Source organism: Trichodesmium erythraeum IMS101 (assembly GCF_000014265.1).
Lineage (GTDB): Bacteria > Cyanobacteriota > Cyanobacteriia > Cyanobacteriales > Microcoleaceae > Trichodesmium > Trichodesmium erythraeum.
In genome coordinates this window covers 7,258,696-7,276,910 of sequence record NC_008312.1, presented here as the reverse complement: position 1 = coordinate 7,276,910, position 18,215 = coordinate 7,258,696, and the positions used below count along the sequence as shown (strand labels likewise).

The window sequence follows — 18,215 nt, the reverse complement described above, 5'->3', positions numbered from 1 at the left end:
ATTACTACTTAACCCAGTTTAACTCATAATCAAGTATTTCTTTAACCTGGAATCAATCAAGCAAATGTTTTTCCATAATTACTGAAATATTTTGAAGTTCAACATGACTATACCAAACTTCTTCTGGCAAAACTAAAATCATTGGACCATTGCCACATTTTCCCAAACATCCACTTTTCTTAATAGTAATATTAGGCATATCAAATTTCTGAAAATTAGCTAATACTTTTGCTGAACCTTGCTTACGACAAGTACGACTTTGACAGACTAATAAAAGTCTCTTGACCTGACTATTTTCCATCATAAATTCTCAAAATTATCTTTCATCTGGCAATAAATTTTTAGTAGCTAACCACTCACGATTAAATAATTTTGATTGATAACGAGTTCCACTATCACATAACACAGTAACAATAGTATGACCAGGACCCATTTGTTTTGCTAAAGCTACTGCTGCACCAACATTAATTCCTACAGAACCACCCATAAATAAACCGTCTTTTCTTAATAGTTGATAAACTACTCTTACCGCCTCTTTATCATCAACTCGAATCGCATCATCAATCATAACATTTTCCATATTTTTAGTTATTCGACTATTACCAATACCCTCAGTAATAGAATTACCCTCACTAGAAATTTCTCCAGTTTTCACATAACTATAAAGACCACTTCCCATGGGGTCTGCTAAAACAGTTTTAATTTGCGGATTTTTTTCTTTTAAAAATAATGACACACCAGCAAAAGTTCCACCCGTACCAGTAGCAGCCACCCAAGCATCTACTTTTCCATCAGTTTGTTCCCAAATTTCCGGTCCGGTTGTTTCATAATGAGCGATTCTATTTGCCAAATTATCAAACTGATTTGCCCAAATAGCATTTTCTATTGTTGATGCTAATTTACCTGACATTTTTACATAGTTATTTGGGTTTTTATAGGGAACTGCTGGAACAGGTTTAACTTCTGCACCTAAAGTTCTCAAAGCATCCATTTTTTCAACAGATTGAGTTTCGGGAATAACAATTAAACACTTATAACCTTTCGCATTACAAATATGCGCCAAACCTATTCCTGTATTACCAGCAGTTCCTTCGACAACTGTTCCACCAGGTTTTAATAAACCTTTTTCTTCTGCATCTTTAATAATATAAAGTGCTGCTCTATCTTTTACCGAACCCCCTGGATTAAGAAATTCTGCTTTGCCTAAAATTTCACATCCAGTTTCTTCACTGAAACTATTTAATCTAATTAATGGTGTATTACCAACTGTACCAATAAAGCCTGGTTTAATATCCATTTTTTTACTAATCTACTATTTAGTATTAACAACAATACATTTTACCAAAAAAGTTAGTCTAAAACATCGCCCATAAGCGAGTAAATTTTTAGTTATTTTTTCTAAAATATATATTATAATTAAATTGTAGCATGCGGATAGTCCAACACTAAAAACTGACCTAAATGTACTTTCTTTATTACAGCAACTTTATTAACCTCAGTGATACTACTTAAGTAGAGCTCAAATGAAATGATATAGCAGTTTTCATGATCAAAAATACAAATATTTTTAGCTCTTAAGCACTTATATTGGAGGTAAAAAGCAGAAGTTTTGTAATGTTAACTGGAAGTAGTACTTTAACTTTTGTTTTTAGTTGATAACGATCTATTTTACATAGAGTCAGATCATCTTAACAACCATTGAAAAATAGTATCTTTTCTGATAATTTTTTCCTGAAAGATTTTTAGATGAACTTAGTAACAAAAATATATTCTAATTGTTAAGCCACGAAAACCAATGATATGAAAATTATGTTATATTTATAATTCCTTTAAAAGCTTGTATTGCATTTAAAAGCTTGTATTGCAAGCAGGTCATAAAAATATTGATTTGTCAATAAAATTTTAGATGAGCTTACCCTCTACTTTATCCTGATATTTGTAATTATTACCTATAGAAAAATTACTCTTAACCCTAACCCTCTCCAATTTTTTTTGCAAATACTACTGGGGGGCTTGCTGATTAAATATCAAAGCATTGACTAATATTAATGCTTAGGCTTTTTAAGCGTTTAAAAAGTCCCTGGTATTAACTCCAAAACCCTCACATAGGTTAGCATTTTGAGCAGAATAATTTCGGAAGATACTAAGGAACAAATACATTCGACTATCTCCTCTATAATTCGACTTTAGTCTTTAGGGAAATTGCATATAACCTTTCTACTTACTGGTCTGTAAATAAAAAAAAATGACAGGTTAATAAAATTTGAAAACCTAGTTAATTAGTGCTTTGAGAATTTATTTTATCCTCAATTAAAGATTGAAAGAGCACTATTCCCCCATTGCCCTTCTTTTCTACTCCTGAAAAATACTTAGAAAGCAAACCCTAAATATAAGAGTTTGCAAGGTATTTAGAGTCCAAATATTAGTAACAAAGTCTTTATATTACAAACATATTGTCTGCTATAAATGTAGCTTACTAATATTAAATGCCCTATGTTTTTTAAGGAACTTGCCAAATACGTTGGTGATATTTTTCTGGTTCAGCGTATGGGTCAACCACAGAATGACTATGTTCGGGAATATTGAGTGAGTGAGAATGGTCATGATAATGGTGAGAATGACCGTGAGAATGTTCCCTATTAGTAACAGTAACTAACCTAAACTTACACATTTCACAATTCATTTTTACTTCTCCTAATTGTGTCTCTATTTCCCGTTCTCGCAATAATTCTAATAATGTTGGATGGGCTCCTATTTCTGGTAAACAAGTCATAGAAATATCTGGATATTGTTCTTGCTGTTGAGCGGTAATATCAAATATTTTCTTAACCAAAACTCCAGTAAATAAAAAGTATGGTAAAACCATAATTCGCTTCGGTTGATATAATCTTGCTCGCCGAAAACCTTCTTCTAAACGGGGATGAGTAATGCCAATAAAACAGGTTTCAACTGTTAGATAACCACTGCCTTCCCATAACATTCGAGCTAATTTATAAACATCTCCATTAGCATCAGGGTCACTGGAACCTCGCCCAACAAATAATAAAACAGTTTCAGAAGAGTTAAAGTTAGTTTTATCTAATTCTTTGAGACGCGATCGCCACAATTCTATAATCTTTGGAGTAATGCCAAAATGTCGCCCATAATAGAATTTTACTTGAGGATGTCTTTGCCTTGCTCGGTCTAGTTCATTAGTAATATCAAATTTATTGTGGCGAGCTGCAAATAACAAAATTGGTAGAGCAGATAATTCTGTGTAACCTTGTTCTACACATTTATCTACTCCCTCTTGAATAGTAGGTTTTGTTAATTCCAAAAAACAAGGTATTACAGGTCGAGATTTATCTAAATTTTGATAAGCTGCAACAAAGTCTAAGAAAGTTTCTTTTCCTTGAGAATCTCTTGTGCCATGACCTATCAATAACAAAGGTCTTTGTAAAGGTAATGATTCTAATTTTTCTTCTGTATATAAATGACTTTTTTCTATTGTTGAAGTTAGTATTTTTTGTGTTTTTATTTTGGGGTTTTGATTTGAATATTGCATTAATTATACTTTTCCCTTGTCAGGCAGGAAATTAGGGTTTACAACTAATAATTAGGTATTCTGGCTCATCAATTTATTTTAATTAATAAGTAGTTATTCATTTTTTATTTTGCTATTTTGATTGGTTTACAGTTGCCACACAGCCTTAGAATTTAACCATTGTTTCCATAATTTATTAGTAAAATATGTATCAGCAATTATTATTGCTAATAATTGCTATTAAATTCCTGCTTAGTAAGCTATATTTTTGTTATTTTAGCTTATATAGCAATCCTAAATCATTATAAAATATTAAAGTTTTAAAAGAAACTATAAGCAATCAGGTAAAGGATGTTTTATGATTTAAAATAAACTAAGAGGATTTAAACTCCTCCTAAAGCATCCAGTTTATAAATAAAAACTGGAGATTTTAACCCAGAGCCACTAAGATAATAATTGAATACTAAAAACTGATAGCTAGTTAACTGTTTAAATAAGTATTAAGTAAGTATAAATAAATTTTTGATAAAAAATCTTAAAAAAAACCCAGAAGCAAGCTATCAACTGGTTCTCACAGTGCGCAAATCGACCTTACTATTTTACGAATAACTCGACTCATCTACTGAGATAGACAAAATAACTTGTATATTTACTGATTCGCTATATTCGCTATATATGTGAGAAACATTTAATAATTCTTTAACTCGATAGTAGGATTTTCCCGACAAAATCATTTTGACATGTCTTGGATCTTTTTATTTATTTTGACTATGCATGTTTGATTTATAAAATCGTCTAGTCCGTCTAGAATATTCATTTTTTGGTATTTTGATTGGATATATTATTCTTATTATTATATCTGTATGGACAAAATAATTTATATATTTACTGATTGGCTATATTTGTTTTGTTTCTTGCTTATCTTGAGTAAGTATATCTATTTGAAATCCTCTCTGGCTTTTAGGTACAAAAATTCCTACCGAACCTTAGTTCCTTGGTGGAATAAATTTTCACATTTGTGCTGCTACCTTAGCAGATATTTTATACCAATTTCCTAAAATCTAACTACACATAATGCTATGTGTCGAAAATTATACCTGGTTACAGAAGCGATATCTTTTTAACTAAATCTACCTAATATATTTGTTACGATTATTCTTAAGAAATAAAATGAATCAAAAATGTGATTTTCCCTCCCATTTTTCACTTCTTTTCACAACTTTTATGCTTGATTAAATTGAGAACAATAAGGAAGTTGAAATAATAAAATTATTTGCTCACAAATAGAGGAAATTTAACCTTGATGTGCTACTGATCAATTATCTAACTAAATTATATGATTTTATAGAGGATATTTCTCTGCAAAAAGCTCTCAAAAATATTTCAAATCAAGGGTTATCTATATGACTAAATTCATCAAAAAAGGAGTATCCTATTTTGGGTTCAACTACACTACATCTACCCCTATCGCCTCGGTAGGAAAGGAGCATTAGGGATGGGTAAAATAACCATTGATAGAGTCCTATTGGTTTTACTCCATAAGGGCTTTATGATTTTATTAACTGTTATAGTTTTAATCCAATTCTAGTTTAATCTTCACACCAATAGGGAATGGGTCGCTTCTGTTTTAATTTTTCTGGAACATTATTGGAAAATAATATTAATTAATTAATTAAATTAATTTTCTCTTCTATTTGAGATGACAGTTTTTTTTAAGTTTTCTTTAGCTCCTTTATCTTGTTTTATATGCTTTGGACCTCACGGGGCGACAAGCTAGTTGAAAGCTATATATAGAAATAGATTTGCCTTCGGGGACTGAGGAATAATTTAATTAAAAGAAAACTATTATTGAGAAATGTTGGGGTTTAGCGCCAGGGTTCTGCCCTCGCACTACACCTCCCACTTTGAGTTTATAATTTATTCATTTAAAAAGTTTTGGAAATAGTTAAAAATATGATAAAAAAGGTTTAGTAATTACAAATAAAAATCAATAAAAGTGAATATATTAGGCTTTTATAGATACTATATTAAGCCAAGAATGAGTCCATCTCAAGTAGTAACATTACAAATATTATTATATTTAATGCCAGTACATAAAAATGTACAAATATCAAAATTAAGTAATTATTTTCTACTACTAATAAAATTAGAAAATAAACGAAAAAAAATAGACAAATATTTTTAAATTTAAAATAGTTTATCCTGGCTTTATTTTGTTTTCCTTTAGTAAAAAAAACAAGAGAAAATTTATTTATTTTTCCCTCAGAATTAGTATTAATTTTAGATATAACTCAGTGGCAAAATACTAATATATTAATGATTACTTTAGCTTGGAAAAAGAGGGCTTTACCTATACATTAGAAAATTTTAACTCATAAATGAGCTAGTAATTTAACCTAACAAAAAGCAGTAATTTGTCCAGTTATAAGATTATTAAAAGGCCAGACAATTATTCTGATAGCAGATAGAGAGTTCCATAGTATTTTCTATCTCACTGGTTTAAACAATATCAGAAGCAAGATATATATTTTGTTTTGAGAAAAAAAAAATCGACGATGATTAAACCAGGTACAAAATATTGTCAACTCTCAGAATTAAAAGTAAATGTCGGTGAAACTAAACTGTTATTGAACTATATATTCCCCAAAATTTTGAAGGTAGGAACATATAATTTACTCGTGTATAAAAAACAGAAATATCGTCAAAAATCTGTTGTATAAAAATGGTATATTCTTACCAATTTATCATAAAAATGGTATATTCTTACCAATTTATCATCTACCGGAAAGATTAAAAAAAATATATAGTCAGAGAATGGAAATTAAAACAATGTTTAAAGACTATAAAACTGGTGGTTACAATTTAGAATCACTCAAGGCCAATGAAACGAGATTGAATAATTTAATTTTATTAATAGCTATTTCATACACACTTAGATCATTTCAAGTCCAAAAAAATAAAAATAAAGGGGTTCAATAATATATATCAATTTATTATATCTGTATGGACAAAATAATTTATATATTTACTGATTGGCTATATTTATTTTGTTTCTTGCTTATCTTGAGTAAGTATATCTATTTTAAATCCTCTCTGGCTTTTAGGTACAAAAATTCCTAAACTAATGAAAAAAGTAGAAAAGAAAGAAGATACAGTAGTTTTTTTTTGTAGGATTATCTAGGATTTATTGGGCAAGAAATGATTATTTTATCTGAAAATTAGTAGAAAATTTTACGAGCCTTAATCCTCATTAATTACTATATTATTGAAGGGGAGTCAAAGGGATAAATACAGTGGTTAATTAGACAGTAATTTTTAATTAAAAATCAATTAATTAATGTGAATTTTTTCATAATATTATTCTCTGATACAGCTTGAATAATAATTAAATACAATTAGGGGATGTAGTTGGTTCGCTCTTTGAACGCACTACACCCCAATATTTCTCAATAAGCGTTTTTTTTATTGAAATATTCTTCAGTCCCCGAAGGCAAATTCCCTTCTAAATATGGCTTTTAACTCCCTTTTCATCCCGTGAGGCTTTGGACGCAGGATTTTAATTTACTTTAGTAAATCACTATATTATATACTTAACCATTTTTGTACTGTGACCCCATTGTGTCCTAATACCAATTTCCTAAAGTCCGACTACACATAATGCTTCAAGAATAAAATCATATCCTGTACAAGAAGCAATATCTTTTTGACTAAATCCAGTTAATATATTTCTCAGGATTCTGCGTCAGAAATCTAAGGAATCGAAAACTCGATTTTTCAAGAATTTTTTCACCTCTTTCCACAGTCTTTCAATGGGATTAACTTCGGGACAATAAGGAGGTTGAAATAATAAAATGATGTGATCAGGGATAGATAAATCATTCCCTAGATGCCCTCGCCCGTTATCTAGTTGAATAATATGAATCTCTTCAGGATATGTTTGAGAAAAAAGCTCTAAAAATCTTTCAAAGCAAGGAGTATCTAGATGACTAAATTCATAAAAAAAGGAATCTCCTGTTTTTGGTTCTACTAAACCATAAAGCCATAGATATTTAAATAGCCATTGATATAAACCAATGGGCTTAACACCGCAAGCAGTAATGACTTTACCTGTTATAGTTTTTAATCCAATTCTAGTCTCGTCTTGACACCAATAGCGAATTGGCAGTTGATTTTCCGAATATTTATTAATTAACTTAATTTTCTCTTCTAGTTGAGATGAGAGTTTTTTTTAAAGTTTTCTTGAGCTTCTTTATTTTGTTTTATGTGATTTGGACGTGGAACTTTTAATTTACTTTTTAATTTAAATCTGACTAATTGATGAACTGTTCGATAAGACAGCTCGATGTCAAAACAAGTCGTTAACCACTGTTGAATTTCACCATAGCTTTGGAAACCTTCCGGGTTTTGCAATTCTGCTTCTAATTTCTCGATTACATTTGGTGGAATTGAACTTGGCCTCCCTCCTAGATTTTTCTTTGGTTCTAGTAAAAGATTCAGTCCACCTGTACGATATTTCCCTAACCATTTTTGTACTGTGACTCGATTGCGTCCTAACATTATCGCAATTTCTTTTACTGTTTCTACTGTTTGAGTTTTCAACCAGTAAATAGTTTGAAGTCTTTCCTTTTCTTGAGCTGTACTCGCACTTTTTAAAAGTTTTTTGAGAGTTTCTACCGATTCATTTATCTCAATTTTTACTACTCCTGACATGGGGACATTTTCTATAATAGGTTACTTCTAAAAGTGTAGCTTAAGTTTATGAAATTAGTATAACATAATCAAAATTTCTTTGACTGTTTCTACTACTTTAGTTTTTAACCAGTAAATAACTTGAAGTATTTCCTTTTCTTGAGACCTAGAAGTTACCCAACAATTCCGTTAGTTCCATCCTTATGGTGGGTTTGGTTTTCACCAATAATATCCTCTACTGTTGGGGGTAGGGCTCGTTTAGGCCCTCCCCAATCATCTGTATAGTTAAACATTCGCCAGGTAAGTTACCTTACCCGACTCGTCTTCAAAACCGGACGTGAGACTTTCACCTCATCCGGCTCCTCTCCTAAACGTCCTTTTTCATAGGTACATCCCTGTGTTAGAATTAACATATCATCTACCCATAGGTATTCATCAGGTAAGTCCTGTAACTTAGGTTTTGTGTATGTTTTATTATAATCAAGCAGTTTTAGTATCGTGACAATGTCGGTGTAACAGTTGTTTGTTTTTAGTTGTGTTATCACCGCCTTCAGACCTTGGTTTTATATGGTCGATTTCCATAAGGTCGGTTAATCTAAAGGTTAGTCCACAAAATGCGCATTTATTCTTTTGCCGTTTTAACAGCGTTGTAACTTCTTTCCTTATGCCTGGATGTTTTCCTATTCTACTGCTCCAATAAGTCCAATCACCGTCTAATGGGGATTTATTACCTTTAACCTTGACGTGTCTTACTATAGCAACGTCTGAGTGTTGGTTAAGTATATACTCGCCGTCGTTAAGTATCCAGTTTCTGGTGACTTTGCAGCGAGGGAAGTACTTCTTCTTGACCCATTTGGCTGACTTATTTTGGATGCCTCCTACTTGTCCATCGACCTAACCTTCTCCAGAGTAGGTAATCTAGCTTTGAAAAGGTTTCTTTACTGATTATAGTGGAGAAGTAGTTGGCCCATCCTCTAATCACCGGATTAAGTTTAGCTATTAAAGCTTTTGTAGGGGCGTTTTTGTGTTTATCACATATATCCGCCAGCTTCCGATAATGAGTTTTTATGCTCTTGGAAGACGGTTTAATCAGTGTTTTGAATCCTTGTTTGGTTGTCTTAACTTTCCATTGCCTTATTGTGAATCCTAGGAAGTCAAATCCGGGTTTGTTGCCGTCATATTCTTCCAAGGTGTGGGCAATTTTAGTTTTTTCTGGTTTTAGTTCTAATCCTACATGATTTAACCATTCCTGTATTACGGTTTTTGCTTGTAACAATACTTTGATGTCTTTGTGTAGGATTACAAAGTCATCAGCATATCGTATTAAGGATAATGCATGTTTATTATTACGTTTGTTCCCTCGAAGAGTTTCTGCGTAATTTTTTAGGCATTTTTCTTTCCCCGTGTAGGGCGATGTTTGCTCTTTAAGGGTGATATTACCCCTCCCTGTGGTGTACCTTCCACAGTGTTTGAGAATTGTTTGTTGTCGAATACTCCAGATTTTAACCATTGCTTGATTAATCGTCTGTAAGGTGTTCGACCTATTTTTCTCAACAGTGCATCATGATTAATTCGGTCAAAACACTTGGATATGTCAGCATCTAAAACATATTTTGGTTTGTGGTTAATACTGACATAGATTGCTGCGATAGCATCATGTGTTGACCTCCGGAAAAGACCATAACTATTAGGTTCGAAAAGCGCCTCCCATTCTGGTGACCTACCTAGCTTTACCAGTGCTTGAAGTGCCCTGTCGTACATAGTTGGTATGCCTAATGGGCGTTTTTCTTCTCTCCCTGGTTTTGGTATCCAGACTCTACGGGTTGGGCTTGCTTTAAGATGTCGTGACCTTAACATTTCTACCAAGTTATACTAATTTCATAAACTTAAGCTACACTTTTAGAAGTAACCTATTATAGAAAATGTCCCCATGTCAGGAGTAGTAAAAATTGAGATAAATGAATCGGTAGAAACTCTCAAAAAACTTTTAAAAAGTGCGAGTACAGCTCAAGAAAAGGAAAGACTTCAAACTATTTACTGGTTGAAAACTCAAACAGTAGAAACAGTAAAAGAAATTGCGATAATGTTAGGACGCAATCGAGTCACAGTACAAAAATGGTTAGGGAAATATCGTACAGGTGGACTGAATCTTTTACTAGAACCAAAGAAAAATCTAGGAGGGAGGCCAAGTTCAATTCCACCAAATGTAATCGAGAAATTAGAAGCAGAATTGCAAAACCCGGAAGGTTTCCAAAGCTATGGTGAAATTCAACAGTGGTTAACGACTTGTTTTGACATCGAGCTGTCTTATCGAACAGTTCATCAATTAGTCAGATTTAAATTAAAAAGTAAATTAAAAGTTCCACGTCCAAATCACATAAAACAAAATAAAGAAGCTCAAGAAAACTTTAAAAAAAACTCTCATCTCAACTAGAAGAGAAAATTAAGTTAATTAATAAATATTCGGAAAATCAACTGCCAATTCGCTATTGGTGTCAAGACGAGACTAGAATTGGATTAAAAACTATAACAGGTAAAGTCATTACTGCTTGCGGTGTTAAGCCCATTGGTTTATATCAATGGCTATTTAAATATCTATGGCTTTATGGTTTAGTAGAACCAAAAACAGGAGATTCCTTTTTTTATGAATTTAGTCATCTAGATACTCCTTGCTTTGAAAGATTTTTAGAGCTTTTTTCTCAAACATATCCTGAAGAGATTCATATTATTCAACTAGATAACGGGCGAGGGCATCTAGGGAATGATTTATCTATCCCTGATCACATCATTTTATTATTTCAACCTCCTTATTGTCCCGAAGTTAATCCCATTGAAAGACTGTGGAAAGAGGTGAAAAAATTCTTGAAAAATCGAGTTTTCGATTCCTTAGATTTCTGACGCAGAATCCTGAGAAATATATTAACTGGATTTAGTCAAAAAGATATTGCTTCTTGTACAGGATATGATTTTATTCTTGAAGCATTATGTGTAGTCGGACTTTAGGAAATTGGTATTAAATCTTTGCATTGGGGGAAGGCTTTTTATGCCATCTATACCAGCAGTTTTCTTTCCCTGGTTGTCCTGGGTAACGCGCCTGACAGCTAGCAACCTTGCATAATAACTTTTGGTCAGAAGTTTTTGATATTTACGCATTTTGCGGATTTCGCCACGGCTGGATGCTCTATAGATTAACTTTTGTAACTTAAACACATACTTTTCTACCTTTTTCCAGTTAATGTCTTTCCATTTTAGGTTTGGATTAACACACGCTTGGCTAGGTATATCGTAAGCGTCCCATGCCACACTTGAAAAGGGCCTTGGGTTGTCCAATTTTCTTTTTAGTATTTCAGCTTTGTTCATGACTAATCATTACTCTATATTACGTTCAACAGTGAGTACGTCTGCATCTGCAATGCTTCTTACTCAATCCTATTCCCTTTAAGACCTACAACTTTTGTGTAGATTGACCTTGAATGGCTTCCTAAGTTTTCGACCTATTTACTTAGGTGTCTTAAAGAGGTTTCCTCGTTCCCTTATTCCTTTATTACGATTGATTTAGTGGGGTAAACTCTCCCGGAGGCCTTGAATGGTTGTTGACATAAACCAATGGATATTTATGCCCATTATTCCTCTGACTTTCGTCCTACATTCCACAGCTACCTTTGGAATGGTCCTGTATGACGGGAGTTTGATTACCTTCCTGTTCGTCCACTTGTCAACCTTTGCTCGCGGTATCGTTTCTCGGTAACTGGTATTTTCCCGCTTTTAAACCAGCTTCAGGGATTGATGTTCAGTCGCTACCCTGTGGTTTATGCTGTCAACCTAACAACAAGGTGGATGGAATTTCACCATCAAGGTAATAAGAGTTGTTCTAAATCGGGGTATCCCATGTATTGATTTAGGACGGTCATTTATACCCAGTTTCCTGGTTTAGTGACCAACGAGTCGCACCCATTGTTTACAGTTAGTTTTCCCTTCTGTGTTGACAATTAATTGTTCAATAAACTGGTCAGTATGTTTATTTACTCGCTTCACTTAAATTTAATAGGCTGGATGAAGCTTGAGTGATGCCTATCCCACAGTCACCTTCTGTCAATTTATTCATGTGACCATGTTTTTGTTTTTTTGAACAAATGACCAAAATTTATCACTGCTAACCTGTGAGGTTTTCAGATTTTCTACATGGCCATTATGAATCATTTCTCCCTTTTAAAAGGTCGTCCTCACCAAACTGACTACCGTCTTATAGGCCAGGTTTACTGTTCAACTAGTTCCTCTTAAACTACTAACCTCAACATGAGCCTGTAGAACCATAGGGATTTTTTCATGTCCAACTTTTCGCCAGTAGTAAAGAGCGTCAAAAGTATCGGTGAAAGTTTGTAGGCATTCAGGACAATAATATCGTTGAGAACATTACTAGTCTTTCCATGTTTATGATTTTCCTGATGGCCACAAAAAGGACATTTCATAATAATTGAGAGTATTTCTTGAAAGTATTTAGGGATAATACTCATACTATTATTCCTAAACTTTCTTGATGCAGTACCGAAATTTCTATAGGATATATAGAAAGAAAAATCTATAGCACTCACCTCAATATTTACAAATTTGAAGGAACAATCATTTTGCACTTATAGACATAATTTTATAGTTTATCTACAGAACTCTTAAGCTTAAAAAAATGTCTGAGGATAAAACAATCTTTCACTTCTAACGGCAATTCTCAACCAGAGTTAGTCCAGAATATACAAAAGTAATTAAGCAACTAAGCAAAATTTGTGATAAAACGATAGAATTATAAGCCGTAGTATCTGGCAATATAATCTGAAACTTACTATGAATGAAACAACTAACGAATTAGTCGAAAATATGCCTAGGGAGCAGAGGGTTGGGCAACTGCGTAACTTAATTGAAACCCTACATATAGCCGATGAAGTGGCCAATAAAGGCTATCTAATCACTAGCTCTGAACTGGCAGATTTAATGGATATCAATGCCAGTGCAGTTACTAGTCGTGGAGATCATTGGGTATGGCGGAACTGGGTTGTATCTAGAGTCCGTCGTGAAGGGAACCAAAGTGCGATTCGTTTCTGCTAAAAGTTAGGGTCATAGTACCAAGATGTGAGCAGAGTAAGGCCATTAGCCTTATAACTAAATGACCTTGGAGGTGTGATTCCTCCTGCCCAGGTGCAGGGTTGACAGCATCACCCCTACGGTAGCGACTAGCCATGTGCGATGTGAAAATCGTATATCCAACGTGTACAACACGCTAAGAATGAGGAGCTGTCTCCTCCAAGGGATTCTCTCCCCTTGTCCCCATGTAAAGGAGTCACTGACTCTGCCTACGTCAACAGTAAGTAATGAAACTGACGGAATGCAAGGCACAAAAGTCCAAGCTACAAAACCTGAATTGTAAGGAAGACAAGGGGAAGATTGAGAAGGATTAACGAAAGTAAACCATTATTGATAGTCCCGTAATTCGCTCTAAGAGTGAAACCAGGTTGATACACTCTGACCAAAAGGTAAGCAGGTTGGTTATGACAGTATGGCTGGTCATAATGAGAGAACTAAACTCCTGCCGGGATAGAGATGGAATCCTAACTCAATTGAAGTTCAGATGTACGGGACACAGTAAGCCCTATAGGTTCTCAGGTGAAGGTCCAAAACTTGAGTAGGTCAACTGTAAAGAAGACGGAATTATCTAGAGGGTAAAGGAAGGTGGAGAAAGCAAATGCTTCTGTGTAATACAGGAGATAGGGGTACCCTTCAAGAAGCCTGAGGGCTAAAATATTTGCCCTACATTGAAAGATGGCAGACTTCCACCAGGTCTCAAACGATAAAACTTCAAAGAAGGAACTGAGCCGAAGTGAAAGATAGATTCAGTAATGAAATCGGAGCTAAGGAACCATTAAAAGAGTGGTTGGACATTAATTGGAAGACCATTAAAAAGTGTGTTAGGAACCTAAGACGGAGAATTTATCGTGCTAAACAGAACAGTCAGTGGAATAAGGTTCGCAGCCTAATGAAACTGATGCTACGCAGTTACTCCAACCTACTACTGTCAGTGCGAAGGGTGACTCAAGAAAACCAAGGGATACGAAGGATGGGGAGAGACGCTCAGACGGCAAAGACTTCTGTAGAAAAAGTCAAACTTGTCAAAGAAATGCTGACATATAGGCTGTGGCAAGCCAAACCAGCTAAAAGGGTATACATCCCCAAGGCAAACCGTCAACAAGGTCCACTAGGCATCCCCACAGTCAAAAACCGAGTTGCTCAGGCAGTTGTTAAGAATGGGTTAGAACCAATTTGGGACGCAGAATTCGAGACAAATTCCTACGGATTCCACCCAGGTAGAAGTTGCCATGATCCTCTTGAACAATTCTGGATTAGACTCCAAAAAGGAAAGGATACATGGATACTAGATGTCGATATTAAACAAGATTTTGACAATATTACCCATGAATACATCCTCAAAGCTATCGGAGAAATCCCTGGTAGAGAGTTAATCAAGCAATGGCTAAAAGCAGGGTATTTAGAAGCCGAAGTTTTCCACAAGACAGAGGGGGGGACTTCTTCAAGAGGCATAATTAGCCCCTTACTTGCCAACATAGCCTTTGATGGGATGGAAAGATTGTTAGCTAGGTACAAAACAGTGAAAACCTATCAATGTACAAGGCCGACAACGGATGAGGAATACACCAAGAAAAAGAAGTTAGATAAATACGGATTTATCCGATACGCTGATGACTTCATAATCACCGCTCGAAGTGAGGAAGACATCAAAGCGATAATCCCCACTATTGAAAAATGGCTATCAGAAAGAGGATTAGAACTTAATAAGGACAAAACCAACTTAGTTCATATTGAACAAGGATTCAACTTTTTAGGGTTCAATGTCCGCCAGTTCAACGGTAGCTGCTTCATAGTTCCACAAAAAGAGAAAGTTAAGGAATTTCTCACACTAATTCGGGGGTGGCTCAAAGCACACCCGACCAGTACACAAGAAGCAGTAATTGCAAACCTTAATTCAATTATTAGAGGATGGGGGAACTACTACAGACATGGTGTAAGTCAACGAATATTTTCCTATGTTGACCACGAAATTTGGAAATCACTCTGGCAATGGTCATTAAGAAGACACTCGAAGCGAGTGGGGAAACAAAAAGGAAAAGGTAAGGAATGGGTGCGAAAGAAATACTTCAAAACCGTCAACGGAAACAAGTGGACTTTCGCAACAAACATAAGCAATAGGTATGGCAAGAAGGAAACAATAGCCATCTGCCGACTAGGAAAAGTTCCCATTCAACGTCATGTAAAAATTAAAGGCACGGCATAGCCGGAGAACCCCTCTTTAACCAAATATTTGAAATAACGTTATACAAAATATGACAAAGCTCATCGGGTCAAGGTTCAAAATACTACAAAATTACCTAAGCTCAGAGCTGGAAATGTTCCTATGAGTGGTGAACACTTATTTAACTGAGAGAAACTGCACACCCATCAAAAAAATAAGGGTGAAAGACGGTGGCATGGACAAAATTTATGGCCTAGTCCACTTGTATAAATGTTGTCACAAATATATATACACAGGCAAATGTTCTGTAAGGCAAGAGGCTTGAGCCGGATGATGGGACAACTGTCAAGTCCGGTTCTTAGGGGGGAGAGATACGGCGACGTACTTTCTCCTACCCAACCAATCCGTAAAGCGGGGTGAAAAGGTGGTACAACTGACAGCTTAGGTTGGTTCCCATCGAGCAAAATACCCATTGGATAGCTATAGTGCGAAGATGTGAGTGAAGCGTCGTTACGTTCAACCAGTGAAATAAGCTGTGACACTGGAGCCAAAAGGCAAAGGATAGGGAGTTAGCGAGATTTGGTTCGACTAACAAGCACTTCCCCTAAACCCGGCGCAAAGCATCATCCTAAAGGTATATAGATAAGGTCATTTGGAACGAAGTAACCCATGAAAAACTCTTGAATAGCTATTTATTAACACTCAGCCACAGAAGTCACAATTAAAAAGTAGGGGCTTTCTGGCCATTACCCCGTACATTCTTGTTATGACAATATTTGAGAGGCGCGAGAATCTCAATTACTCTGGGAAGTGCTATAATTCTTTTTTTTAGTGCAATACTTGAGTAAAAAATAAGCTTTTAAGCTTCCTATTTGAAGTTATCTGTTATCAGAAACTTCTGAAAATATTGTGGGGAGCAATGCAAAAGGGAGCAGCGCAAAAGGGAGAAAGAGTATAGTAGGTTGGCAGGTTGCTGCAAAACTACTTAATTTATCAAAAAAATGTATTTTTCAATGCACTTTGTTCTCCTGAAAAAGTCTCTCAAAGACTTAAAGATAACTTGTCTATTTTGCCCAAGTTTTTTTAAGAAAGATGTTTATATAATAAAGCATTTTAAGGGAATAACAAAAATCAACTGAGGTACTGATAACTGATAACTGAGATAGTAAATTCAAGTAGGTGCTAACCGTATGTTTGATTGGGAGGGATTGTGTCACAAGCAAAAGCCCTTTGTTAATTTAATGGGATATGCAGACGGACACACGGTGATTTGGAATGTAGAGTTTGAGTAAGTAATATAAATGTCTAATACGAGTTTAAAGACTACGGGGGAATGGAAAGAGTGGCGTGAGATTAATTGGACAAAAGTTGAGCGTCGGGTCTTCAAGTTACAGAAAAGAATCTACAGAGCCTCTCAACGTGGTGATGTTATTGCAGTTCGTAAGCTCCAAAAAATGCTGATAAAATCTTGGTATGGGAGGTTGTTGGCGGTGCGTAGGTTTAGTCAAATTAACCAGGGTGAGAAAATAATAGAAGTTGGTGGTGTTCAATTATTGTCTCCAGACAAATGTTTTGCCTTGGCTAAAAGATTAAAACTAAATAGCAAAGTTAAACCAATGATAAGTACTGTTAAGGACCAACCCTTGCAAATACTTGTCAAGATGTCTCTAGAGAACCAATGGGAAGCAAAGTTTGAACTTTCTTCTTATGGGTTTAAGCTACCGAAGTCATGTCAGGACGCTATGAAAGCAATTGTTAATTGTGTTAAGTTTCATCCGAAATATTTACTGAAAGCTGATATAAGTCAATGCTTTAAGTGTTTTGATCATGAACAACTATTAAAAAAATTAGATACCTATCCCACTTTACGCAAACAAATTCGAGTTTGGTTAAAAGATGGTTTGATCAATGGTAAAGACTTGTTTAAATGGGAGGAAGTCATTTCTCCACTACTGGCAAATATAGCTTTCCATGATACAGAAGAAAAAATCAAACATTACACTAAAGCACTGAGTGATCAATGTGAAGGTTTAAGTTTGATTCGTTATGGAGGTAACTTGGTGATCGCTCACAAAAATATTGAGGTAGTTCAAAAATGCCAATATATAATTAGAGAGTGCTTATCTGACTTATGTTTGGAATTAAAACCTAGTCAAATTATTATTTATCACACACTATATAGGTGTGGTGAAGAAGAACCTGGATTTGATTTCTTGGGGTTTAATATTAGACAACATAAGGTTAGTAAAAACCAAAGTAAGCTGGGTTTTAAAACCAAAATCAAACCAAGTACGGGGATGATCAGAAGTCATTATTGTCACATTGCTGAGGTGATAGATAAATATAAGTCTGCATCACAAGCTGTCTTAATCAGAAAACTCAACCCTATTGTTAAAAGTTGGGTAAACTATTACTCGAAATTATTTGTGAGTAAGAAAATTTTCCAGGATTTGGATAATTTAATATTCCAAAAACTCTGGGGTTGGGCAAAAAGAAGACACCCTAATCAAAATAATCATTGGATTTATCAAAAATATTGGCAAAGTATTGGGGAAAACAAGAGAGAATTTTTTGGTAGTGACAAGAATGGCAGTCAAGTTAGATTATTGAGGCACGCAAACTTGATTTATTGGAGCATAGAATTGGCATAGCAGAAGTCAGAAATAAAATTCTTACTGTGAATAAATTTGAGAGTGTGAGAATTTCCTA

14 protein-coding genes and 2 pseudogenes are annotated in these 18,215 nt (G+C 34.5%); 5 read left to right on the top strand and 11 right to left on the bottom strand.

The window, feature by feature from the left end; genetic code table 11:
* Nucleotides 1–52 precede the first annotated feature (52 nt).
* The 9 genes and pseudogenes from TERY_RS22915 to TERY_RS37730 form a co-directional block, all read right to left on the bottom strand.
* The gene (locus TERY_RS22915; RefSeq protein ID WP_011614015.1) at nucleotides 53–304 is read right to left on the bottom strand and encodes an NAD(P)H-dependent oxidoreductase subunit E; all 252 of its coding nucleotides are present in this window, start codon (nucleotides 302–304) and stop codon (nucleotides 53–55) included.
* 12 nt (nucleotides 305–316) lie between these two features.
* Nucleotides 317–1,297, bottom strand: a complete 981-nt coding sequence (locus TERY_RS22910) for a cysteine synthase A (protein WP_011614014.1) — start codon at nucleotides 1,295–1,297, stop codon at nucleotides 317–319.
* 1,203 nt (nucleotides 1,298–2,500) lie between these two features.
* Nucleotides 2,501–3,544, bottom strand: a complete 1,044-nt coding sequence (locus tag TERY_RS22905) for a CbiX/SirB N-terminal domain-containing protein (protein WP_011614013.1) — start codon at nucleotides 3,542–3,544, stop codon at nucleotides 2,501–2,503.
* A 650-nt stretch (nucleotides 3,545–4,194) separates the two neighbouring features.
* A pseudogene (locus TERY_RS37745) lies at nucleotides 4,195–4,340 on the bottom strand (IS630 family transposase); the annotation flags it as partial.
* Nucleotides 4,341–7,265: 2,925 nt separating this feature from the next.
* Entirely contained in the window at nucleotides 7,266–7,721 is a 456-nt protein-coding gene (locus TERY_RS29065; RefSeq protein WP_081432519.1) for an IS630 family transposase, read from the bottom strand.
* Between the two features lie 8 nt (nucleotides 7,722–7,729).
* Nucleotides 7,730–8,233, bottom strand: coding sequence for a helix-turn-helix domain-containing protein (locus tag TERY_RS22895; protein WP_011611074.1), 504 nt, complete (start codon nucleotides 8,231–8,233; stop codon nucleotides 7,730–7,732).
* Nucleotides 8,234–8,517: 284 nt separating this feature from the next.
* Nucleotides 8,518–8,757 carry a hypothetical protein gene (locus TERY_RS37740; RefSeq protein ID WP_052845861.1) on the bottom strand — a complete coding sequence of 80 codons (240 nt, stop codon included), beginning with the start codon at nucleotides 8,755–8,757 and terminating at the stop codon, nucleotides 8,518–8,520.
* 317 nt (nucleotides 8,758–9,074) lie between these two features.
* Nucleotides 9,075–9,497 carry a group II intron maturase-specific domain-containing protein gene (locus TERY_RS37735; protein WP_370497317.1) on the bottom strand — a complete coding sequence of 141 codons (423 nt, stop codon included), beginning with the start codon at nucleotides 9,495–9,497 and terminating at the stop codon, nucleotides 9,075–9,077.
* A 98-nt stretch (nucleotides 9,498–9,595) separates the two neighbouring features.
* Nucleotides 9,596–10,069 carry a reverse transcriptase domain-containing protein gene (locus tag TERY_RS37730; RefSeq protein WP_052845859.1) on the bottom strand — a complete coding sequence of 158 codons (474 nt, stop codon included), beginning with the start codon at nucleotides 10,067–10,069 and terminating at the stop codon, nucleotides 9,596–9,598.
* 73 nt (nucleotides 10,070–10,142) lie between these two features.
* On the opposite strand from TERY_RS37730, the gene TERY_RS22885 reads away from it, so the two are divergent.
* On the top strand, nucleotides 10,143–10,646 hold the full coding sequence (locus TERY_RS22885; RefSeq protein WP_011611074.1) for a helix-turn-helix domain-containing protein: 504 nt from the start codon (nucleotides 10,143–10,145) through the stop codon (nucleotides 10,644–10,646).
* A gap of 8 nt (nucleotides 10,647–10,654) precedes the next feature.
* On the top strand, nucleotides 10,655–11,110 hold the full coding sequence (locus TERY_RS29050; protein ID WP_081432519.1) for an IS630 family transposase: 456 nt from the start codon (nucleotides 10,655–10,657) through the stop codon (nucleotides 11,108–11,110).
* Nucleotides 11,111–11,224: 114 nt separating this feature from the next.
* Here the strand turns inward: TERY_RS29050 and TERY_RS22880 are convergent.
* Nucleotides 11,225–11,572: pseudogene (locus TERY_RS22880) on the bottom strand (reverse transcriptase N-terminal domain-containing protein); the annotation flags it as partial.
* A gap of 917 nt (nucleotides 11,573–12,489) precedes the next feature.
* Nucleotides 12,490–12,681 (bottom strand): hypothetical protein, encoded by a 192-nt coding sequence (locus TERY_RS35490; protein ID WP_196797145.1) that lies wholly within the window; start codon nucleotides 12,679–12,681, stop codon nucleotides 12,490–12,492.
* A 400-nt stretch (nucleotides 12,682–13,081) separates the two neighbouring features.
* Here TERY_RS35490 and TERY_RS22870 point away from each other — a divergent pair, with 400 nt between their 5' ends.
* The 3 genes from TERY_RS22870 (at nucleotide 13,082) to TERY_RS22860 (ending at nucleotide 18,157) form a co-directional block, all read left to right on the top strand.
* Nucleotides 13,082–13,309: a hypothetical protein gene (locus TERY_RS22870; protein ID WP_293064531.1), complete on the top strand. Its 228-nt coding sequence runs from the start codon at nucleotides 13,082–13,084 to the stop codon at nucleotides 13,307–13,309.
* A gap of 769 nt (nucleotides 13,310–14,078) precedes the next feature.
* Nucleotides 14,079–15,548, top strand: coding sequence for a group II intron reverse transcriptase/maturase (gene ltrA, locus TERY_RS22865; RefSeq protein WP_044137028.1), 1,470 nt, complete (start codon nucleotides 14,079–14,081; stop codon nucleotides 15,546–15,548).
* Between the two features lie 1,259 nt (nucleotides 15,549–16,807).
* The gene (locus tag TERY_RS22860; RefSeq protein WP_011614008.1) at nucleotides 16,808–18,157 is read left to right on the top strand and encodes a reverse transcriptase N-terminal domain-containing protein; all 1,350 of its coding nucleotides are present in this window, start codon (nucleotides 16,808–16,810) and stop codon (nucleotides 18,155–18,157) included.
* Nucleotides 18,158–18,215 lie beyond the last annotated feature (58 nt).